This window comes from Vibrio brasiliensis LMG 20546 (genome assembly GCF_000189255.1).
GTDB classification, from domain to species: domain Bacteria; phylum Pseudomonadota; class Gammaproteobacteria; order Enterobacterales; family Vibrionaceae; genus Vibrio; species Vibrio brasiliensis.
The window spans coordinates 1-21,658 of record NZ_AEVS01000060.1; the positions used below are offsets into that span (position 1 = coordinate 1).

At 45.5% G+C, this 21,658-nt stretch carries 17 protein-coding genes; 6 read left to right on the top strand and 11 right to left on the bottom strand.

The window, feature by feature from the left end; translation table 11 throughout:
- Positions 1 to 50: 50 nt before the first annotated feature.
- Positions 51 to 473 (bottom strand): hypothetical protein, encoded by a 423-nt coding sequence (locus RH46_RS10005; protein ID WP_006879322.1) that lies wholly within the window; start codon positions 471 to 473, stop codon positions 51 to 53.
- A gap of 108 nt (positions 474 to 581) precedes the next feature.
- Entirely contained in the window at positions 582 to 1,448 is an 867-nt protein-coding gene (locus RH46_RS10010) for a TraB/GumN family protein (protein WP_006879323.1), read from the bottom strand.
- 407 nt (positions 1,449 to 1,855) lie between these two features.
- Between RH46_RS10010 and RH46_RS10015 the strand changes: the two genes are divergently transcribed.
- Entirely contained in the window at positions 1,856 to 4,507 is a 2,652-nt protein-coding gene (locus RH46_RS10015) for a beta-N-acetylhexosaminidase (protein WP_006879324.1), read from the top strand.
- A gap of 74 nt (positions 4,508 to 4,581) precedes the next feature.
- Here RH46_RS10015 and RH46_RS10020 read toward each other — a convergent pair whose 3' ends face one another.
- The 5 genes from RH46_RS10020 to nagA all read right to left on the bottom strand — a co-directional run bounded on the left by RH46_RS10020 (position 4,582) and on the right by nagA (position 12,167).
- Positions 4,582 to 5,973, bottom strand: a complete 1,392-nt coding sequence (locus tag RH46_RS10020) for a peptide MFS transporter (RefSeq protein WP_006879325.1) — start codon at positions 5,971 to 5,973, stop codon at positions 4,582 to 4,584.
- A 292-nt stretch (positions 5,974 to 6,265) separates the two neighbouring features.
- Positions 6,266 to 7,930, bottom strand: a complete 1,665-nt coding sequence (asnB, locus tag RH46_RS10025) for an asparagine synthase B (protein ID WP_006879326.1) — start codon at positions 7,928 to 7,930, stop codon at positions 6,266 to 6,268.
- A gap of 208 nt (positions 7,931 to 8,138) precedes the next feature.
- Entirely contained in the window at positions 8,139 to 9,728 is a 1,590-nt protein-coding gene (locus tag RH46_RS10030) for a cation:proton antiporter domain-containing protein (RefSeq protein ID WP_006879327.1), read from the bottom strand.
- An 85-nt stretch (positions 9,729 to 9,813) separates the two neighbouring features.
- A complete protein-coding gene (gene nagC / locus RH46_RS10035) occupies positions 9,814 to 11,028 on the bottom strand; it encodes a DNA-binding transcriptional regulator NagC (protein WP_006879328.1) in 1,215 nt (404 codons plus the stop codon).
- Positions 11,029 to 11,030: 2 nt separating this feature from the next.
- Positions 11,031 to 12,167, bottom strand: a complete 1,137-nt coding sequence (nagA, locus tag RH46_RS10040; protein ID WP_006879329.1) for an N-acetylglucosamine-6-phosphate deacetylase — start codon at positions 12,165 to 12,167, stop codon at positions 11,031 to 11,033.
- A gap of 481 nt (positions 12,168 to 12,648) precedes the next feature.
- On the opposite strand from nagA, the gene nagE reads away from it, so the two are divergent.
- A complete protein-coding gene (gene nagE, locus RH46_RS10045; protein ID WP_006879330.1) occupies positions 12,649 to 14,220 on the top strand; it encodes an N-acetylglucosamine-specific PTS transporter subunit IIBC in 1,572 nt (523 codons plus the stop codon).
- 268 nt (positions 14,221 to 14,488) lie between these two features.
- A complete protein-coding gene (gene glnS / locus RH46_RS10050; protein ID WP_006879331.1) occupies positions 14,489 to 16,159 on the top strand; it encodes a glutamine--tRNA ligase in 1,671 nt (556 codons plus the stop codon).
- An 81-nt stretch (positions 16,160 to 16,240) separates the two neighbouring features.
- Here the strand turns inward: glnS and fcrX are convergent, their stop codons facing one another.
- Positions 16,241 to 16,687 (bottom strand): ferric iron uptake transcriptional regulator FcrX, encoded by a 447-nt coding sequence (fcrX, locus tag RH46_RS10055; RefSeq protein ID WP_006879332.1) that lies wholly within the window; start codon positions 16,685 to 16,687, stop codon positions 16,241 to 16,243.
- 202 nt (positions 16,688 to 16,889) lie between these two features.
- Here fcrX and RH46_RS10060 point away from each other — a divergent pair, with 202 nt between their 5' ends.
- Entirely contained in the window at positions 16,890 to 17,390 is a 501-nt protein-coding gene (locus tag RH46_RS10060; RefSeq protein ID WP_006879333.1) for a DUF4442 domain-containing protein, read from the top strand.
- Between the two features lie 41 nt (positions 17,391 to 17,431).
- Here RH46_RS10060 and fldA read toward each other — a convergent pair whose 3' ends face one another.
- The 3 genes from fldA to RH46_RS10075 all read right to left on the bottom strand — a co-directional run bounded on the left by fldA (position 17,432) and on the right by RH46_RS10075 (position 19,088).
- Entirely contained in the window at positions 17,432 to 17,965 is a 534-nt protein-coding gene (gene fldA / locus RH46_RS10065; protein ID WP_006879334.1) for a flavodoxin FldA, read from the bottom strand.
- A 43-nt stretch (positions 17,966 to 18,008) separates the two neighbouring features.
- Positions 18,009 to 18,230, bottom strand: a complete 222-nt coding sequence (locus tag RH46_RS10070) for a DUF2788 domain-containing protein (protein WP_004413180.1) — start codon at positions 18,228 to 18,230, stop codon at positions 18,009 to 18,011.
- Between the two features lie 93 nt (positions 18,231 to 18,323).
- A complete protein-coding gene (locus RH46_RS10075) occupies positions 18,324 to 19,088 on the bottom strand; it encodes an alpha/beta fold hydrolase (RefSeq protein ID WP_006879335.1) in 765 nt (254 codons plus the stop codon).
- A gap of 92 nt (positions 19,089 to 19,180) precedes the next feature.
- Between RH46_RS10075 and seqA the strand changes: the two genes are divergently transcribed.
- On the top strand, positions 19,181 to 19,726 hold the full coding sequence (seqA, locus tag RH46_RS10080) for a replication initiation negative regulator SeqA (RefSeq protein WP_006879336.1): 546 nt from the start codon (positions 19,181 to 19,183) through the stop codon (positions 19,724 to 19,726).
- Between the two features lie 97 nt (positions 19,727 to 19,823).
- Complete coding sequence (pgm, locus tag RH46_RS10085; RefSeq protein ID WP_006879337.1) at positions 19,824 to 21,470, top strand: phosphoglucomutase (alpha-D-glucose-1,6-bisphosphate-dependent); 1,647 nt, start codon at positions 19,824 to 19,826, stop codon at positions 21,468 to 21,470.
- The last annotated feature ends 188 nt before the right edge of the window (positions 21,471 to 21,658 follow it).

The following is a 21,658-nucleotide window of genomic DNA, read 5'->3' on the forward strand; positions in this document are numbered from 1 at the left end:
GTTTCTCGTTTCTCGTTTCTCGTTTCTCGTTTCTCGTTTCTCGTTTCTCGCTACTTCACATCACAACTAATCTCTTTGATCGGTGTGTCAGCGGTAGTGAAACATACATAGGCTTCAACGGGATTGTTTGGTCCGACACGAATATAACCGGCTTTGAGCTTGTCCTCATCGAAGGATATTGAGTGAGATGTCGCAGATGTATGGTCAAAAAACTGTGCTTCGAACTTGTTTGCCATCTGGTGTCCAATCCGGTTGCGAGTATTGGAGGTCGTGAAGGTGATATTTGCACACCTCATTGGTGGCTTGCGTTTAATCTGGATCTGATCGTTTTCTCTGTCAATCTTTGCTGCAGTGGTCGTTGGTTCAATATCAATGCTCTGGAAACTCTCGATGGTACAAGTGTTTTTGGCAAAACTAACCGGAGAGGCAAAGATCAGCAGGGGTAGGGCGGCGGACAAAAAAGATAACTTCATGCTGGTGTGATATTCACTAGAGTCAAAGGCATACTAGTATAGCACTGCCCTGAGGCAGCACTATGTTAGAACTTTGTAATTAAACCGTATCGTTGAAAGTTTAAGTGACTAATATTTAAACTCACATTGTGCTTTCGTGCTGGTCGAAAGTTGCGAAACTTTGAAGCCTTTCTCTTTCATTAGCTTAAGTACACTTCGATCGCCTATCAGGTGGAGTGTACCAACGACTACAAAATAATTGCCCTTATCGTCAGGCAGCCAATCGGGGTTGGATAGTTTTTCAGCCCAGTCCAGATTACGGTCAGTTAAAAACGCAGCTTCGAAGTCAGGCGACATTTCCGTCAATCCAGCGAACTCATCAAGCTTATTAATATCGCCTGCTTTCCAGCTATCAATCAAGCAGTGAGTAGAACCTTCTGAGTGATCGAACTCTTCGATAGCACTCACTAACATCTCTTTGCCTGCTTGTTTCTGTCCGGTAAGAAGATCAATCTGAAACTGTAATGATTCTAGGCCAACGACCGGTACTTTCCACGAAGCAGCTTTGTAAGCTAAACGAGCATCAACTCCGTCCGCTGACGAATAGCCGAGATATTCAATCTGTTTTAACTGTATAGCTAATGCGGCTGCCCACGGTGGAGTGGCGAGCAGCTCATTGCCATTAAGTTCAAGTAAATTCGCAATACCAAGCAGTTCATCCCTTTGTTGCTTTGATAACACATCCTTGCTGAGCAACTTAGTCGGAGGGTATTTAATGCCGCTACTTTGGCTGATATCTGTTTCTACAATCAAAGCCTGACTGGTTTTCAACTTCTCAAATACTTTGTCCGGCAGTGGGTACATGCTTTTGTCACCAATATGGACCGAGCCCATGATGGTGTAGTTAAGCGAGCCTTTGGTTACGCTCCAGTAGAGTGGCTCCGCAGTTAGGCTGGTGGAAAACACCAGTAAAGCAAGCACCATCAATCTGTTCATCTTGGCTCCTTATAGCGATACGGAAAAATCGTTAAATTGAATATTTTTGACGGAGATTAGCGAGCTAAAACTGCGTCTTTTGTCACACTTTGAACTAGAGTCTCGCTGTTAATTCTAAGATAGAAAACGGCATATTGTGATCTTAATTCACCTGTAACAGGAAGATTGCCAGTGATAATGTGATTTCTCTCTCAGTAATCTCGTCAAAATAAGTCTGTCGATTTTGACGTTCTTGCTAAGTGTTTGTTTTATTGGGTTTAATCTTGATAATTAAATATAAATTTTGAGGATGATCACCTTTAGTAATTATTAATTTCACGATGAAAAATAACTCGGGCTATGTTGAACACATCTTGATTTTGACGCCTAACTTTTCAGGCTTCGCTCCACTTTTAAGGGTAAGTAAGATGTTTAAACAGAGTCTCATCGCTACTTCAGTATTAGCAACGTTAGCGGGTTGCGCATCATTTCAGTCAACAGAACAAAATGTCGTTAATACCTTGGCAGATAACCTCGATGTCCAATATCAGGTAGTGACTAACCATGGCGCTAATGAAGGCCTTGCTTGTCAGGATATGGGCGCTGAATGGGCATCTTGTAACAAGGTCAACATGACTTTAGTTAACCAGGGTGAAGCGGTTGACTCGAAAGACTGGGCTATTTACTTCCACAGCATTCGTCTGATTCTGGATGTTGATAATGATCAGTTCAAGATTTCTCGCGTAACGGGTGACTTACATAAACTCGAACCTACAGAGAAGTTTGATGGTTTTGCCGCAGGTGAAGAAGTCACTCTGCCGTTAGTCGCCGAATACTGGCAGTTATTTGAAACTGACTTTATGCCAGGTGCATTTGTTGCTGCGCCAAACGCAGAACCAAAAATGATTGCGTCCCTGAATACGGAAGACGTAGCTTCTTTCGTAACAGGTCTGGAAGGCGAAAAGCTAAAACGTACTCCAGATGATAACAATGTATTTGCTAACGCTGTGTCTCGCTTTGAAAAGAACCAGGATCTGGCAAAACAGGACGTATCAACAACTTTGCTTCCAACACCAATGCAGGTAACTGCGGGTAAGGGCAGTGTTGATATCGCATCAGGTATCGCATTACCTGCAGAGGTATTCGATGCGGCACAATACGCGGCAATTGAACAACGTGGTGAAGTGGTAGGTGTGGATGTTGCTGGTGAGCTTGCTGTAAGCATCACCCTTGTTCCAGCAGACTTCACTGGTGAACTAGCTAAGTCTGGTGCTTATGAAATGAGCATCAAGAGTGACGGTATTGCGATTAAAGCGTTTGACCAGGCAGGTGCTTTTTATGCGGTGCAATCTATCTTTGGCCTGATAGATAGTCAAAATGCTGATTCTCTACCACAACTCACCATTAAAGATGCCCCTCGTTTTGACTACCGCGGTGTAATGGTCGATGTCGCTCGTAACTTCCATTCAAAAGACGCCATTCTTGCAACGTTAGACCAGATGGCGGCGTACAAGATGAATAAACTGCACCTTCACCTTACCGATGACGAAGGCTGGCGTTTAGAAATCCCGGGTCTGCCTGAGCTGACAGAAGTCGGCGCTAACCGTTGTTTCGATGTTGAAGAGAAAAGCTGTTTACTGCCTCAGCTTGGCTCAGGTCCGACAACAGACAACTTTGGTTCCGGCTACTTTAGCAAAGCAGACTACGTGGAAATCTTAAAATATGCCAAAGCGCGTAACATCGAAGTCATTCCTGAAATCGATATGCCAGCACACGCCCGTGCAGCTGTTGTTTCAATGGAAGCTCGTTACGACCGATTAATGGCAGCAGGTAAAGAAGCGCAAGCTAATGAATACCGTTTGATGGACCCACAGGACCAATCGAATGTTACGACGGTTCAGTTCTACAATAAGCAAAGCTTTATCAACCCATGTATGGAGTCTTCGACTCGCTTTGTCGACAAAGTGATTTCTGAAGTCGCTGCTATGCACGCAGAAGCAGGCGCTCCGTTAACAACATGGCACTTCGGTGGCGATGAAGCGAAGAACATCAAGCTGGGTGCAGGTTTCCAAGACGTTGATGCGCAAGACAAGGTAAGCTGGAAAGGGACGATTGACCTCTCTGAACAAGATAAGCCATTTGCACAGTCGCCAAAATGTCAGACATTAATTGCTGACGGCACAGTGAGTGACTTTGGTCACCTACCAAGTCATTTTGCTGAGCAAGTATCTAAGATTGTGGCTGAGAAGGGTATTGCCAACTTCCAGGCTTGGCAGGATGGTTTGAAGTACAGCGAAGGTGAGAAAGCATTCGCCACTGAGAATACTCGCGTTAACTTCTGGGACGTACTCTACTGGGGCGGTACATCGTCTGTGTACGAGTGGTCTAAGAAAGGTTACGACGTGATCGTATCAAACCCAGATTACGTCTACATGGATATGCCTTACGAAGCGGATCCGAAAGAGCGTGGTTACTATTGGGCTACGCGAGCAACGGATACACGTAAGATGTTTGGCTTTGCACCAGAAAACATGCCACAGAACGCTGAAACGTCGCTAGATCGTGACGGTAATGGCTTCACTGGCAAAGGTGAGATCGAAGCGAAACCATTCTACGGCTTATCAGCACAGCTTTGGTCTGAGACAGTGCGTAACGACGAGCAGTATGAGTACATGGTCTTCCCTCGCGTTCTGGCTGCTGCAGAGCGTGCATGGCATCGTGCAGACTGGGAGAATGATTATCAGGTAGGCGTTGAGTATTCGCAGAACTCTAATCTGGTCAACAAAGCGGCACTCAACCAAGATTACAACCGTTTTGCTAACGTGCTCGGTCAACGTGAGCTGGCGAAGTTAGAAAAGTCAGGTATTGACTACCGTCTACCAGTACCTGGGGCGAAAGTTGAAAAGGGTCAATTAGCAATGAACGTTCAGTTCCCAGGCGTTGAGATGCAATACTCATTCGATGGTGAAAACTGGCTGACTTATGCTAACGATGCTCGTCCGGCTGTAGAAGGAGAGGTGTTTATCCGTTCAGTCTCTGCAACGGGTGAAAGAGTGAGTCGCATTACTAGCGTGAAGTAATTCCCCCTCCCTGAGAAAAGGGACAAACGCCCGGCCAATTGGCCGGGCGTTTTTATAACAGAGTAGAGTTGGGATTAAGCAACCTGGGCTTGCTGTTGTTCCACTTGTTCTGCATTACTGATTGGTGTTTCAGCGCCATGCATCCAGCGAACCAGTGTGTTAGAGAACATAAGTAGAATCACACCAGAAATGGTTGCAGCGATAGCAATACCACCGAAGATAGGTAGAGCACCAAGTTCGCCAACGTGTGAGCCAATCATACCCGCTACGTAGTTAGCGATAGCGTTGAAGCCGAACCATGCACCCATCATAAGGGAAGCCAAACGAAGAGGAGCCAGTTTAGTTACCATTGACAGACCAATTGGTGACAGGCAAAGCTCACCAAGTGTGTGGAAGAAGAATGCACCAACCAGCCACATCATTGATGTTTTAACTGTCGTGTCACCACCTTGTTCCATAACTGCGCCCACCATACATAGGAAGCCTAACGCAAGGAAGAACAGAGCAAGGGCAAACTTAACCGGAGAGTTTGGCTCTTTAGGACCAAGTTTCACCCATAGGGCTGCTAGTACAGGTGCCAGAGTAATGATGAAGAACGGGTTCAGTGACTGGAACCAGGCCGCTGGTACTTCAAAGCTACCGATCATACGGTCAGTGTACTGCTGAGTGTAGATGTTCATCAGGCCGCCGGCTTGTTCGAAACCCGCCCAGAATACAATCACAAACAGACCCATAACCAAGATAACTTTCAAGCGGTCAACTTCTTGTTTAGTCAGAGGCTGTTTTTGTGCCGATTTTTTCTTCTCAAGGTCACGAGCAGCAGCAGGAACGACACCAATGTCACCCAGCCAGGATTTTGCGAGAGTCATTTGCATGATCAAGCTGATAATCATACCCAAACCCGCGACCATAAAGCCGGCTTTCCAGCCAAACTCGTTGGTTACAGAGCCAGATACCACACCTGCGATCAGAGCACCAAGGTTGATACCCATGTAGAAGATAGTGAAGGCACCATCGCGACGGTTATCGCCTTCTTGGTAAAGGTCACCAACCATAGTTGAAATATTTGGCTTGAACAGGCCATTACCAATGATGAGCAGCGCAAGACCAAGATAGAAGCTGTGAGTAACGCTCATACCGATCATGTCGGCAGGCAGAGCCAGAGTGAACTGACCAATTGCCATTAACGCACCACCGATCAGAATTGAGCGACGCTGTCCCAGGAAGTTGTCAGCCAGGTAGCCACCAATCATAGGGGTGATGTAGACAAGTCCAGTATAGATGCCGTAGAGATCGAGAGCATCTTTAGTCGACCAGCCCAGACCACCGTTGAGGGTTGTATCTGTTAGGTAAAGCACCAGAATTGCGCGCATCGCGTAATAAGAAAAACGCTCCCAAAGCTCAGTGCCGAAAAGTAGGAACAACCCTCTTGGGTGTCCAAAAAATTGTTGATGTTGGTTTGTCATAAGTTTTACTAATTTCAGTTATTACAGTTTTTTATTTTTAACTACATATACTCCTTAGGCTGATCATCTGCAAATGGGGTTGAAAGTGAAATATGTGGTTTTTAGCCCTTAAGTTATTGAATTTAATGGATAAAGTTTGGGCGTTTTGCGGGGTTGGGTCGTGCTACAAACTTAGTTTGCAAAACTGAGGTGGCTTTTCGAAGATGTTACAGCCATCACTGGCTTGGATGGATTGTTATGATAGCAATAAAAAAGGCACCTGATTAGGTGCCTTTGTAAAGGGAATGATTGCTTAGTAAGAGTCGTTATGAACACTCTGTACAGCACGACCTGAAGGGTCCGCCATGTTCTTAAATGACTCATCCCATTCGATCGCTTTCGCTGAAGAACATGCTACAGAAGGACCGCCAGGTACACACTCAGCTGCCGATGGTAGTGGGAACAGCTCTTCAAAGATTTCACGGTATACATAGCCTTCTTTGGTCGTTGGCGTGTTGTAAGGGAAACGGTATGCCGCAGTTTCCATCTGTTGGTCAGTAACTTTGGCTTCAGCGACTTCTTTAAGCGTATCAATCCAGCTGTAGCCAACACCGTCAGAGAACTGCTCTTTCTGGCGCCATGCGATAGATTCTGGTAGGTAATGTTCGAAACACTCACGCAGGATGTGTTTTTCCATCTTACCGTTGCCACACATCTTGTCTTCTGGGTTAAGACGCATTGCTACATCGATAAACTCTTTGTCTAGGAAAGGTACGCGACCTTCAACACCCCAGGCAGCAAGAGATTTGTTGGCACGAGCACAGTCGAACATGTTTAGTGCAAGCAGCTTACGTACCGTCTCTTCGTGGAACTCTTTTGCGTTTGGCGCTTTGTGGAAGTATAGGTAACCACCAAAGATCTCATCCGCACCTTCTCCAGAAAGTACCATCTTGATACCCATAGCCTTAATCTTACGTCCCATCAGGAACATAGGAGTAGAAGCACGGATAGTGGTTACGTCGTAAGTTTCAATGTGGTAGATAACATCACGAATCGCATCCAGACCTTCCTGAATGGTGTAAGTCATCTCATGGTGCACGGTACCGATCTGGTCGGCTACTTCACGTGCTGCTTTAAGATCCGGAGCTCCTTCCAGACCAACAGCAAATGAGTGTAGTTGAGGCCACCATGCTTCTGATTTCTCATCATCTTCAATACGCATTGCAGCAAAACGCTTAGCAACCGCAGAAGTGATAGAAGAGTCCAGACCACCAGAAAGAAGTACACCGTAAGGTACGTCGGTCATCAGCTGACGTTTTACTGCAGCTTCCAGTGCTTCAGTCAGCTCTTCTTTGCTGGTTGAGTTGCCTTGAACCGCTGCGTACTCGTTCCAGTCACGGATGTAGTAACGCTGTGGCTCTGAATCTGTTGAGCTGTAGTAACTACCAGGCGCAAACTCGCTTACTGTTTTACATACTGGTACTAGTGCTTTCATTTCTGAAGCAACGTAGTAGTTACCGTGCTCGTCGTGGCCCTGATAAAGTGGAATGATACCGATGTGGTCACGACCGACCAGGTACTGGTCTTTCTCTTCATCGTAAAGAACGAAAGCAAAGATACCGTTTAGCTCTTCAAGTAGATCTGCGCCCATATCTTGGTATAGCGCTAAGATCACTTCACAGTCGGAATCAGTTTGGAAGTCGTACTTGCCTTCGTAACGAGCGCGGATCTCTTTGTGGTTATAGATTTCGCCGTTAACTGCAAGGATGTGTTTTTTATCTGGGCTGTAAAGAGGTTGAGCACCGCTGTTCAGGCCAACGATCGCTAGACGCTCGTGAGCAAGAATCGCTTTCTCTGATGAGTAGATACCAGACCAGTCTGGGCCACGGTGGCGAAGCTTTTTAGACATCTCTAGCGCAACTGGGCGTAGCGCTTCTGCGTCACTCTTTATGTCTAAAATACCGAAAATCGAACACATACAACTTCCCTTTAAAATAAATTTAATCTGTTGAGTTCAATTTGCCATTCTGATTAAAAAAATCAACCGTCACTAATGAAAAAAATGAACAAAGTGCCATTGCTTTAAATTTTATTCGCCATTTTTGTTGTTTTGATAAATAAATTCTAACCAAGGTTACTTTTTGCGCGATGGATATAAAAAAGCAGCGTTTTCGCTGCCTTAGTTTTTAGTTGGGTTTGGTAAATGTTGGCTGTAGCTGCTCGCATACATGGCGGGCGAAACCACTACCGGCCTCATTATAGATGTTGAATGCGGCGTCGACACCGTCCTGAATCAGCGCATCAAGCTGATCGGGGTATTCGGCGATTGCTGCAATCTGCCCCTGAAAGTTTCTACGCTGCAACTGCTCCAAAGCGATTTGGTTCCCCTGATGGTGAGGCATAGCCAACAGCACCAGTTTTACGTTAGCAGTGTCTAAAATTCGTTCCCAAAAATCAGGGTCGGTTGCATCGCCGGCAATAACATTACGTCCGTGGGCTTTGTGTACATGTGCGGCATCATCACGAACTTCGATACCTAAACTGATCTTACCGTAGCGCTTACGTAGCTCATCGTATGCACCGGTACCAATGCGACCCATACCCAGAATCAGCACTTGGGCGTGACCCGGATTGATCAACTGATCGCGAGTGTTCAGCGTTTCAGCTGCATGTTCGCGTAGCCAACGGCCAGAACGCTGGTATAGGGCATGACCGTGGCGGTTGATTGGAGCCGCCAGAACGAAAGAGATAGATACGGCTATTGCCAGCGCGACCATAATTTCGCTGCTCATCCAACCCATCTTAAAGGCAAGACCGCCAACGATAAGGCCGAATTCACTGAAGTTGAACAGGCTTAACGAAGCAAGTAGTGACGTACGGACACGGAACTTAAAGGTGTTAAGTACCAGAAAGTAAAGAATACCTTTGAGTGGTAACAGTAATAAGAACAGTAGCGCTAGTGCTAAACCGGAAAGCGTCGGCTCGGCTGACAAGCCAATATTCAGGAAGAAACAGACCAGGAACAGTTCTTTAAGGTTAAATAAGGACTTTGACAACTCTGAGGCTTTTTTATGTCCGGCTAGCAGCATGCCGAGGATCAGAGCGCCCAGATCCGGCTTCATTCCAACCAACTCAAATAGGCCAGCTCCCGCGACTAGCGCGAAAAAGATACCAAGCAGAACCAGCATCTCGCCGTGACCAACCCAATCGAGCATTTTGTAAAACAGAGGTCTGAGTAATGGCAGTGCAAACAGAGCGACCGCGTACCATTCAGGTAGCTTACCTGTCGACGCTGTGAGGAATACAACAGCGAAGATGTCCTGCATAACCAAAATACCGATGGCGATGGTACCGTAGGTGGCGTTCATCTCGCCTTTTTCTTGTAGTGACTTTACGGCGAAAACTGTACTTGAGAAAGAGAGCGCAAAGCCTAGTAGCAGGATTTGGTCAACCGACATCGCTGCTAAAGAGCTGACGCCAAGGAACTTAAAACAGAACAAGGCAAGGGCGAATAAGGCAGTCGATAACAGGTTATGTATGGTTGCTCCCGCCCAAATCTCTTTAGATAGCAGGGTCTTTATATCGAGCTTTAAACCGATAGTGAACAGAAGTAGTGTGACACCTAGGTCTGCTAACGTGATGATGGTTTGATTCGACTGGTAGCCAAATGCGTGTAAACCAAATCCGGCAAGCAAGAAGCCGACAAGAGGGGGGAGGTTGCATTTGAGCGCAATAAAGCCAGCTAAAAAAGCCGCTGAAATTAAAATGAGTTCCATATTATTGTGTTTTCGTCCTAAAAAAACGGGCTACATATTCGTAGCCCGTTATTCTAACTCAATTAGTTGCTTACTGGGGAGAAGATTAATCTTCTAACAATTTTTGTAACAAAACCCCGTTAAGCATGGCACGTTTGACCATCGCAAAAGCACCTAAAGTTGGCTGCTTATCAATTTCTGAAGCAACAATCGGTAAGCCACTGTGGAAAGTAGTCAGTGACTGGTTCTCAACGTTACGACGAATAGCAGGGAAGACGATATCCTCACACTGAGTGATATCACCGGCAATGACGATCTTCTGTGGGTTGAACAGGTTGATAGTGATAGCAATCGCTTTACCTAGCTGGTTACCAACACGAACAAGGCTTTGTTTCGCCAGCTCATCACCAAGATTTGCGTGCTCACATACGTCAGCAATGCCGATTGTCTCCAGAGAGGTAAGGCTAGATTCGTAACCTTGTTTAATCAGCTTATTAACGCGTTCGACAATCGCAGGGTTGGCAGCAACGGTTTCCAGACAGCCGAAGTTACCACACTGGCACTGCTCGCCGAGTGGATCGATTTGAATATGACCAATTTCACCGACGTTGCGGTTGAAACCAAGGAACACCTGCCCATTAACAATGATACCTGCACCAGTACCGCGGTGCACACTGACCAGGATAGAGTCCTGACAATCTTTACTCGCGCCAAAGTAGTGTTCTGCCAGTGCCATACCACGCACGTCGTTACCAACGAAACATTGTACATGGAAGGTTTTTTCGATGACGTCAGACAGAGACAGGTTATCAATCGTGATGTTAGGCATGTATTCAACAACACCAGTCTCTGGGTTAACCAGGCCAGGCAGAATGACACCAATGGCAATCAACTGATTGATGGTTGTCTGGTTGGTTTGAATAAATGACTTCAGATGTGACAGTAACCCCTCAACCAGCTCTTCTTCCGTGGTGTAGAAGAATTCGTTGTAGGCAGAAGAAAGTTCTTTACCGCCTAAGTCATATAAACTGAATTGGATGTAGTCACGTCCAAGACGAATTGCGACCGAATGGAAGGGTTCGACCTCGGTCGTCAGGGAGATCGCTCGACGTCCCCCTGTAGAGGCTTGCTGCGCGACCTCTTTGATTAGGCCGCGCTCGAGAAGTTGGCGGGTGATTTTTGTAACACTGGCAGGAGCCAGTTGACTGACATCGGCAACCTGAATCCTGGAGATAGGACCTTGTTGATCGATCAGCCTGTAAACTGCTGCACTATTTAGTTGTTTTACTAAATCTACGTTACCTATTTGTCCGCCATTCATTCTTAACTTTGCTCGTATTGTCCGTTAACAACCGTCGCCTGGACGTTGAAGTCACGGTCAAAAACAGTCAGGTTGGCAACCATGCCTTTTTTCACAAGGCCAAGTTTGTCTGCCATACCGATAGCTTTTGCTGGATACAGAGTAGCCATACGCAGTGCTTCGTCCAAAGCGATACCGACGTGCTCTACAGTATTTTGAACTGCCTCAATCATTGTGAGTGCTGAGCCGCCTAGTGTGCCATTTTCATCAACACACTTACCATCTCGGTAATATACTTTCTTGCCAACAAAAATAAAGTAATCCATGTCAGCGCCTGCAGGAGCTGTGGCATCGGTCACTAATACTAATTTTTCGCCCTTAATTTTGTGAGCGATACGAATGTTTGCATAATCGACGTGGAAGCCATCAGCAATGATACCCGCATAGACATCTGGAGTGTCGTAAATCGCACCAACAACACCTGGTTCGCGACCTACCATAGGCGTCATTGCGTTGAATAGGTGAGTAGCGAAAGTAATACCAGCATCGAAGCCGCGGCGTGCTTCAGCATAAGTTGCATTGGTGTGACCAATAGAGACAACAATACCCGCTTGCTTAAGACGTTCGATATGGGCTGCGTCGTTGTGCTCTGGTGCCAGAGTTACTTTTGCAATGACATCAGCGTTTTCACACATAAAATCAATCATGCTGTCATCTGAAGGGCGGATGTAGTCAACGCTGTGAATACCTTTTTTCATCACGTTAAGGTAAGGCCCTTCAAGGTGCAGACCCAGAGACTGGTTTTTGTACTGAGCATGGTAATCACGCGCAGCTGCAACCGCTTGACGCATATCTTCGTCAGAAGAGGTAATCAGTGTCGGTAGGAAGCTAGTACAACCAGACTTAAGGTTAGCTTGATGCATGATTTGCATTGTTTCAGCAGTGATTTCGTCGTTAAGCATTACACCGCCGCAGCCGTTTAACTGTAGATCGATAAAACCAGGGCTGACATTGGCACCGTTAAGGTCACGAGTTTCGATGCCTTGAGGAAGCTCGGAAACAGGGCACACTGAATCAATAACGTCGTTATTAATGATTACAGCATGGTCAACGAGCACATCGCTGCCAGTGTAGATTTTACAGTTAGTTAGCGCATACATAGTTAGCTAATCCTTATAGGTTAGATTCTTAATACTTTTAGTCATCTAAATGAGGCCATCTCGTCATAGGCTGGTACTTTATTCGTACTCTTCAATTAGATCGCAAAATATCTTTAGCAAACGGATAATCGGGGCTTCTGAATTACACCAGCTGCTTATGTCAGGGCTGGTGGAGCATACTAGTCATATCGAATCGCAAAATGTAGACGATGCCTTATCTGACAGTAATCGTAGCTCTTATCTATAATGTAAGAATACCGCGAATATGGGGTAATGAATGCTATTTTTTTGGATTGTAAAATAAGTTTTATGATCTCGCTAGCAAAAACCTTGGATATTGGCTGTTTCTGGTGATTATGATCACAAATGATGAGGTTTTAATTTGCGGAGCAAAATTAATGTCATAAACTGAGCAGGACTAAATTGAGCGACTAAAAAAAGTAGCTCAACCAAAAACAAAATCCTATAGGGGGAACTTAAGGTGAATATTCTTGGATATGCGCAAAAGTTAGGTAAAGCTCTTATGCTTCCTATCGCAACGCTTCCTGTTGCGGCGCTCTTACTACGTTTAGGTCAAGGCGACCTTCTAGATATTCCATTCATGGCGCAAGCTGGTGGAGCAATCTTCGGTCAACTTCCGCTTCTATTTGGTCTGGGTATCGCGATCGGTCTTTCTAAAGACGGTCAAGGTGCTGCTGGCCTGGCTGGTGCAGTTGCGTACTTCGTACTAACAGCAACAGCAACAACAATTAACGCTGACATTAACATGTCATTCTTCGGCGGTATTATCGCTGGTATCATTGCAGGTCACTCTTACAACGCTTTCCATGCAACACGTCTTCCTGAGTGGTTGGCATTCTTCTCTGGCAAACGTCTAGTACCAATCATGGCTGGTCTATTCTCGCTAGTTGCAGGTGCAGTTGCAGGCGTAGTATGGCCAAGTATCCAAGGTGGTCTTGACGCACTAGCACACGCTGTATCAACTTCTGGCGCTATCGGTCAGTTCGTTTACGGTACTCTTAACCGTGCACTTATCCCTGTAGGTCTTCACCACGTACTGAACTCATACTTCTGGTTCGGTATGGGCACGTGTCAAGAAATCATCGTAACTGGTGCTCAAGCTGCTGGTCAGGCTCTACCTGCTCTACAACAGCTTTGTGTAGACCCAGCTCTAGCTAAGACTCTTGTTGCTGGTCAAACTCACACGTTTGAATTCGCTAACTCTGTAACTCCAGAAATCACTGCAACTGTTAAAGAAGTAACTGAAACAGTTAAGTCTGGTGACCTACACCGTTACTTCGGCGGCGACAAGTCTGCTGGCGTATTCATGAACGGCTTCTTCCCTGTAATGATGTTTGGTCTACCTGGTGCTGCACTAGCAATGTACCTAGCAGCTCCAGCTGAAAAACGTAGCCAAGTTGGTGGTGCACTATTCTCAGTAGGTTTCTGTTCATTCCTTACAGGTATCACTGAGCCACTAGAATTCATGTTCGTATTCCTAGCACCTGCTCTATACGCAATGCACGCTGTGTTTACTGGTCTGTCTCTAGTTGTTGCTAACATGTTTGGTACGCTACACGGCTTCGGTTTCTCTGCTGGTCTAATCGACTTCGTACTGAACTGGGGTCTGGCAACTAAACCATTCACTCTACTACTGATTGGTCTAGGCTTCGGTGCTCTATACTTCTTCACATTCAGCTTCGCAATCCGCGCTTTCAACCTGAAGTCGCCAGGTCGTGAAGATGACGACGAAGCAGTAGAAGCAACGTCAGGTGACGCTGCTAAAGGTGACCTAGCTCGCCAATACCTAAAAGCTCTAGGTGGTCACGACAACCTAACTTCAATCGACGCTTGTATCACTCGTCTACGTCTTACTCTAAAAGACCGCTCTGTAGCTGACGAAGTTGTACTTAAGAAGCTTGGTGCGAAGGGTGTTGTGAAACTAGGTGAGAACAACCTTCAAGTTATCCTTGGTCCTCTGGCTGAAATCGTTGCTGGCGAAATGAAAGCAATCGGTGCTAACGAAGACCTATCTGATGTAAAACTGCCATAATAGCCTCTGGTTAACTGGTAAGTGATGAAAGCCTCCTTCGGGAGGCTTTTTTGCATTTAGGGTCTGGTAAATCAGATTCGCTGAAAAGCTAACCAGCTTTTGATTGTTATCAAGCTAAAAGAGGGATTATTTGCGAATAAAGCTGCGGTTGTAGTTGTGTATTGGTGAAGAATTGTGGATCATTAGTCGTTATATGTTTTGAGTAGGCTGATTGCCGCTCAAAGATGAATTTTTCTCTGACAATACTACAACAATTGAGGTGCTATAGATGAGTGAAGCTGAAGCTCGTCCATCGAATTTCATTCGCCAAATCATCGATAAAGATTTAGCGGATGGTACACACACAAGCGTGCATACTCGTTTCCCGCCAGAGCCTAACGGTTATCTGCATATCGGTCACGCTAAGTCAATTTGCTTGAACTTCGGTATTGCTCAGGACTACCAGGGTAAGTGTAACCTTCGTTTTGATGACACCAACCCAGAAAAAGAAGACGTTGAATACGTTGAGTCAATTAAGAATGATGTGAGCTGGTTAGGCTTCGAGTGGGATGGTGACGTTTGTTACTCATCGAACTACTTCGATAAGCTATACGGCTACGCAGTGGAATTAATTAACAAAGGCTTAGCGTACGTTGAAGAGCTAAGTCCTGAGCAGATCCGCGAGTACCGTGGCACACTTACTCAACCAGGTAAGCCAAGCCCGTACCGTGACCGTACCCCTGAAGAAAACCTAGCGCTATTTGAAAAGATGCGTGATGGTGGTTTTGAGGAAGGTAAAGCGTGTCTACGAGCTAAGATTGACCTTGCGTCTTCTTTCATCGTACTGCGCGATCCTGTTCTTTACCGTGTTCGTTTTGCCGAGCACCATCAGACAGGCGACAAATGGTGCATCTACCCAATGTACGATTTCACGCACTGTATTTCTGATGCGCTAGAAGGCATTACACACTCTATCTGTACGCTTGAGTTCCAAGACAACCGTCGTCTATACGACTGGGTACTGGACAATATCACTATTGACTGCCAGCCACGTCAGTATGAGTTCAGCCGTCTGAATCTAGAATACACAGTGATGTCTAAGCGTAAGCTGAACCAACTTGTGACTGAGAAACTGGTTGATGGTTGGGATGACCCACGTATGCCAACTATCTCAGGTCTACGTCGTCGTGGCTTTACGCCTGCATCTATCCGCGAATTCTGTAAGCGTATCGGTGTAACTAAGCAAGACAACATGATCGAGATGGGTTCGCTAGAGTCTTGTATTCGTGATGACCTTAACGAGAATGCACCACGCGCTATGGCTGTGCTGGATCCAGTTAAGATCGTTATCGAAAACTTCGACGCTGATAAAGTGGAAACTCTGACCGTTGCTAACCACCCAAACAAGCCTGAAATGGGTGAGCGTGAAGTACCATTCACGCGTGAAGTGTGGATTGAGCGTGAAGATTTCCGTGAAGAAGCAAACAAGAAGTACAAGCGTCTGGTACTAGGTAAAGAAGTCCGTCTGCGTGGTGCTTACGTGATCAAAGCTGAACGCATTGAAAAAGATGCTGAAGGTAACATCACTACTATCTTCTGTAGCTACGATGCAGATACGCTAGGTAAGAACCCAGAAGATGGCCGTAAAGTAAAAGGTGTAATTCACTGGGTATCAGCAGATAAAGGTCTGCCAGCTGAGATTCGTTTGTACGACCGTCTGTTCACTGTGGCTAACCCTGCAGCGGCTGATAACTTTGCTGAGACAATCAACCCAGATTCACTGGTTAAACTTAACGGCTATGTAGAGCCGAGCCTAGCGACAGCAGAAGCTGAGAAAGGCTACCAGTTTGAGCGTATGGGATACTTCTGTGCGGATGCAAAAGACTCTAAAGCGGATGCTTTGGTGTTTAACCGTACTGTAGGTCTACGTGATACCTGGGCTAAGATCGAAGCCAAATAATCGCAATAAAATGCCAGTCGAATGACTGGCATTTTTTTTGTAACCAGATAATAAAAAAGGCGCTTAATAAGCGCCTTTTGTTTATTTTGCTTTGTGTGCGTCTGGATTGTCTTTGCAACTACCATCCGTGCATTTACCGTATAGGTAAAGGCTGTGGTTGGTAAGAGTAACATTGTACTTTTGCGCAATCTCTTTCTGACGCTCTTCAATGATGTCATCAGAGAACTCAATCACTTCACCACAGTCGAGACAAACTAAGTGGTCATGGTGGTGCTGAGTTGACAGTTCAAATACTGATTTACCACCTTCAAAGTGGTGGCGAGTTACGATACCTGCATCATCAAATTGGTTCAATACGCGGTATACAGTAGCTAGACCGATCTCTTCCCCTAGATCAATCAGCTTTTTATATAAATCTTCAGCGCTAATATGTTGGCAGTCTGGCTGCTGTAGGACTTCTAAAATCTTTAGTCTAGGAAGGGTTACCTTTAGACCTGCATCCTTAAGCGCTTGGTTATTGTCTGACATATACTTTCCTGTTGATGATCTGCAGTAATTAACAGAATTCATTATTCCTATCATTATAGGGTAGTAGACATCAACAATAAACCACGAACTTCAAGGGGTTACTAGTATTTTTTTATAAACTAGTGCAAAGTCACTGATAATGGTTGTCCGACCAGTTACAATTGGTTAACAATTCGCAATTGGACATGGTTAGGGAAGAGCAATGAATAAGTCTTTGGCGAAAATTTATAAACCAGGTGTGGTTAAATTCGCACTCAACTCCTGGCCTCCTTTCTGGGGAGCGGGAATCAAAATATTGTCGATCAGTGAAGATTTTCGTCAAGTGAATATGAAGCTCAAGCTTCGCTGGTGGAATAAGAATGCTAATCGCACCCAATATGGTGGCAGTATTTTTTCTTTGACTGATCCAACCTACTCACTGATGTTGATGGGGATACTAGGTGAGCGTTATTACGTGTGGGATAAAGAGGCGAGCATTAACTTCATTAAGCCGGGTCAGAGTGACCTGTACGCTGAGTTCAGTGTTACCGATGATCAGTTACAAAGTATCCTGTCTCAAACAGCAGAAGGGGAGAAGTGCTTTCCTGAGTTTATCATTTATGTCAAAGATAAGGATGGCAATGTTGTTTCTGAAGTACAACGTAAGTTGTATGTGCGTAAAAAGCCTCAGTTCCGAGAAGAAGAGCAAAAGCAAACGGCATAAAAAAACCTCCCATTGGGAGGTTTTTACTATTTGAGTAGCGACTAGTCTTCTAGTTCAGCTAAGCACATCTCTTCGTGGATCTGCTTACACCAGTTGTTTACGCGCTCTTCAGTCAGTTCTGGCTGGCGATCTTCATCGATACATAGACCAACGAACTGGCTATCATCACCTTCTACCAGACCTTTAGATGCTTCGAATTCGTAGCCGTCTGTTGAAGTGTAGCCTAGGATAGTACCGCCTTTCGCTTCGACGATGTCACGTACAGTACCCATTGCGTCACAGAAGTACTCTGCGTAATCTTCCTGGTCACCACAACCAAAGATTGCAACCAGCTTAGTTGAGAAATCAATTTGCTCTAGCTCTGGGAAGAAGTCATCCCAATCACACTGTGCTTCGCCGTAGTACCATGTTGGGATACCAAGAAGAAGAAGATCGAAGTTATCGATGTCTTCTTTGCTGCTTTTAGCAATATCTTGAACATGTACTAGTTGTTTACCTAGTTGCTTTTGAATCATCTTTGCAACAGCTTCAGTGTTACCTGTGTCGCTACCAAAGAAGATGCCTACACTTGCCATAGATTCGTTACCTTTAACTATTATCTGTTGTGGTTCGACTTGATCAGCCGATACCACCACCTTCCCAACTCAGCTGGATAATGCCTTTAGCAATAAAGCCAGCGCAGCCAAGGAATAGGACTAACCATACAATGCGACGACCGAAAGGGGGGACATTACCCGCTTTTAAGACATCTTTTATCGCCATACCAATTAAGAAAAAGATAGACGCGAAAAGTAGATCGAGACCAATAGACTCGAGCATGTTCATGTAGTCGTAAAGCATGGAATCCCTTTGTGCCAAATTACTTGCGCCGCACTATACCACTGTTGCTGAATAAAGTTAACGGTCAGAGCGTAACTGACCTCTCATTCTGTTTTAAGCAACAAACTTACGTATTGCACGCAATACTTCTGCTGGCTTTTCTGCGTGTAACCAGTGACCTGTATTGGCAATTACATGCGCCTTAGCATTATGGAACTGCTGCTGGACCTGTTGCTGGTGCTCCCCGGTCAGGTAGTCCGAATCGCCACCTTTGATAAATAGGGTAGGTGTGTCGGTCGCTTCAATTGGGTTCCAGCCAAGAATTTGTTGGTAGTTAGCGAGTAAGCTCTCTACGTTGAAGCGCCAGGCAAGATGAGTCCCATTGTTGTATAAGGATTTACCAAGGAACTGTCGCACGCCTTCAAGTTCGATGTGCTCGGCTAATAGCTCTAGTGCTTGCTTGCGGTTGGCTGGTTTACCAGCAATAACAGCTTGTAACCCTCGGAATACATTGTCATGTCGGTTTTGCGTATAAGCAACTGGCGCCATGTCGAGTACAACCAACTTGGTCACCTTTGGTCCAGCCATTGCGGCAACCTTCATGGCTACTTTACCGCCCATTGAATGGCCGATCAGGGTATAGGAATCGAGCTCTAGGGAGTTGAGTAACTGATAGACGTCGTTAGCCATTAACTCATAACTGTGTTCTTCACTCTGAAATGATTGACCATGGTTGCGTAAGTCAACACTCACCACCTGATGATCTTGACGTAAATCACGCGCCAGAAGGCCTAAGTTGTCTAAATTTCCAAATAAACCGTGGATCAAAACTATGGTGTGACCCTCACCTTCGACTTTGTAGTTGAGCAGATGTGACATTTTATTTTATTCGTTACCGGTTAACCGTAGAGTCTCTTTAAAGATCTCGCTATAATCCCCCAGAGTTTAAACATAGAGATTGTGAAAAGCGAATGAAAACAATTGAGGTTGATGAGGATCTATACCGTTACATCGCAAGTCAAACCCAGCATATTGGCGAAAGTGCTTCGGATATCTTGCGTCGTCTGTTAATGACAGACGCAGCAGAGACTCCAGTAGTAAGCCAGCCGCAGGTGATGGCGCAACCAAAGGGTGTGGTGGTTAGCAAAGATGCAATTAAAGAAGAGACAGTAGACAGTGTAAAAGAGATGCGTTCTTTGCTTATTTCTGATGAGTTTGCTGGTCTTAAAAAAGCGATTGATCGCTTTATGCTTGTCCTATCGACACTGCATCACATTAATCCAAATGGTTTCTCTGAAGCAACGCAGGTTAAAGGGCGTAAGCGCGTTTACTTCGCTGATAATGAGCAGACCTTGCTTGCTAATGGTAATACAACTAAACCAAAAGCAATTCCTGGTTCACCGTTCTGGGTGATTACCAACAACAACACCAGTCGTAAAAGACAGATGGTTGAGCAACTGATGGCTCGTATGAGTTTCCCATCAGATTTGATCGAGAAAGTGACTAACTCGATTTAAAAAACGAAAATATCTGATTTAAACCTCATAATGCGTAATATAGTTATCGTATTATGAGGTTTTTTTATTTCTCTGTATTTTAAGAAAGGATGTCAAAATGGCGATGCACCCACGAGCGGGACAAAAAGCTCAGCAGCAAGATCTTCACAATATTCCAGCCCTAGTTTCTAATTACTTCCTTCTTCAACCTAACTCTTCTAATCCAGCACACAAAGTCGAATTCGGAACCTCTGGTCACCGTGGGACTGCGGATAAAGTGACTTTCAATGAAAATCACATCCTGGCAATAGCACAGGCTGTAGCGGAAGTTCGTGCAGAAAAAGGAACAACCGGGCCGCTATTTGTTGGTAAAGATACCCACGCATTGTCTGAGCCGGCGTTTTCTACAGTGGTAGAAGTATTGATTGCCAATGGCGTGACAGTGGTTGTGCAACAAGAGAATGGCTATACGCCGACTCCAGGTATTTCTCATGCCATCCTGACTCACAACCTTGTTAATCAGGATAAAGCCGACGGTATCGTTATCACGCCATCGCACAACCCACCGCAAGATGGTGGTATCAAGTATAACCCGACACACGGTGGGCCTGCCGAGGGTGAACTGACTCAGGCTATCCAAGATCGTGCTAATGCGTTGATTGCTGAAGGTCTTCAAGGTGTGAAACGCATGCCATTAGCAGAGGCTAAAGCGTCTGAATTATTCGTAGAAAAAGATCTGGTTAAGCCATACATCGATGATTTAGTGAATGTTATCGATATGGAAGCTATCCAGAAAGCAAACCTTAAGATCGGCGTAGATCCACTCGGTGGCAGTGGTATCGATTACTGGCGTCAGATCGCTAAGACTTACAACCTGGATCTGACCTTGGTTAGTGAAGCTATCGATCCTTCTTTCCAGTTCATGTCTCTGGATAAAGATGGTGTTGTACGTATGGACTGTTCTTCACCATACGCGATGGCAGGCTTACTGGCACTTAAAGATGAGTACGACTTAGCGTTTGGTAATGACCCTGATTACGACCGCCACGGTATTGTTACACCGAAAGGCTTAATGAACCCGAACCACTTCTTAGCCGTGTGTATTGACTATCTATATCGTCATCGTGAAGGCTGGGGTAAAGACGTTGCGGTTGGTAAGACACTAGTATCAAGTGCGTTAATTGACCGTGTCGTTTCTGACTTAGGTCGTGAACTGTGCGAAGTTCCAGTAGGCTTTAAGTGGTTTGTAGATGGCCTTTACGAAGGTAAGTTCGGCTTTGGTGGCGAAGAGAGTGCAGGCGCATCTTTCTTGCGTAAAGACGGCACACCTTGGGCAACCGATAAAGATGGCATTATCTTATGTCTGTTAGCGGCAGAGATCACTGCTGTAACGGGTAAAAACCCTCAGCAATACTACGAAGAGCTTGCGGCTAAGCACGGTACTTCTGAGTACAACCGTATTCAAGCTGTGGCGAACGGCCCTCAGAAAGAGGTTCTGAAGAAACTTTCTGCAGAGATGGTGACTGCTGAGACTCTGGCTGGTGATGCTATCACTGCGCGTTTGACCCATGCTCCGGGCAATGGTGCAGCAATTGGCGGCCTTAAAGTAACGACGGATAACGGCTGGTTTGCGGCTCGTCCATCAGGTACTGAAGATATCTACAAAATCTACTGCGAAAGCTTTAAAGGTACTGAGCACCTGAAACAGATCGAGGCGGAAGCTCAAGAGATCGTTAATCAGGTGTTTAAGCAAGCTGGGTTATAAGAACGCTTCGCTGCGAGAGGCGAGAAATTAGAGCGCTGCGCTTCGAGAACGGGCTTCGTCCTACGAGAATTTAGAACGGGCTGCGCCCTTCGAGAGGTGCACGTTATAGATGCTGAGTAGGTATCTGATACAGAGGTTATTGTTAGGGACTTACGTCTAAAATCCAGAAAAAAGGTTGACGCTTTCAC

Bases quoted from the DNA above. Each gene is read 5' to 3' on its own strand.
- RH46_RS10005 (WP_006879322.1), bottom strand. From the start codon at position 473: ATGAAGTTATCTTTTTTGTCCGCCGCCCTACCCCTGCTGATCTTTGCC.
- RH46_RS10010 (WP_006879323.1), bottom strand. From the start codon at position 1,448: ATGAACAGATTGATGGTGCTTGCTTTACTGGTGTTTTCCACCAGCCTA.
- RH46_RS10015 (WP_006879324.1), top strand. From the start codon at position 1,856: ATGTTTAAACAGAGTCTCATCGCTACTTCAGTATTAGCAACGTTAGCG.
- RH46_RS10020 (WP_006879325.1), bottom strand. From the start codon at position 5,973: ATGACAAACCAACATCAACAATTTTTTGGACACCCAAGAGGGTTGTTC.
- asnB (WP_006879326.1), bottom strand. From the start codon at position 7,930: ATGTGTTCGATTTTCGGTATTTTAGACATAAAGAGTGACGCAGAAGCG.
- RH46_RS10030 (WP_006879327.1), bottom strand. From the start codon at position 9,728: ATGGAACTCATTTTAATTTCAGCGGCTTTTTTAGCTGGCTTTATTGCG.
- nagC (WP_006879328.1), bottom strand. From the start codon at position 11,028: ATGAATGGCGGACAAATAGGTAACGTAGATTTAGTAAAACAACTAAAT.
- nagA (WP_006879329.1), bottom strand. From the start codon at position 12,167: ATGTATGCGCTAACTAACTGTAAAATCTACACTGGCAGCGATGTGCTC.
- glnS (WP_006879331.1), top strand. From the start codon at position 14,489: ATGAGTGAAGCTGAAGCTCGTCCATCGAATTTCATTCGCCAAATCATC.
- fcrX (WP_006879332.1), bottom strand. From the start codon at position 16,687: ATGTCAGACAATAACCAAGCGCTTAAGGATGCAGGTCTAAAGGTAACC.
- RH46_RS10060 (WP_006879333.1), top strand. From the start codon at position 16,890: ATGAATAAGTCTTTGGCGAAAATTTATAAACCAGGTGTGGTTAAATTC.
- fldA (WP_006879334.1), bottom strand. From the start codon at position 17,965: ATGGCAAGTGTAGGCATCTTCTTTGGTAGCGACACAGGTAACACTGAA.
- RH46_RS10070 (WP_004413180.1), bottom strand. From the start codon at position 18,230: ATGCTTTACGACTACATGAACATGCTCGAGTCTATTGGTCTCGATCTA.
- RH46_RS10075 (WP_006879335.1), bottom strand. From the start codon at position 19,088: ATGTCACATCTGCTCAACTACAAAGTCGAAGGTGAGGGTCACACCATA.
- seqA (WP_006879336.1), top strand. From the start codon at position 19,181: ATGAAAACAATTGAGGTTGATGAGGATCTATACCGTTACATCGCAAGT.
- pgm (WP_006879337.1), top strand. From the start codon at position 19,824: ATGGCGATGCACCCACGAGCGGGACAAAAAGCTCAGCAGCAAGATCTT.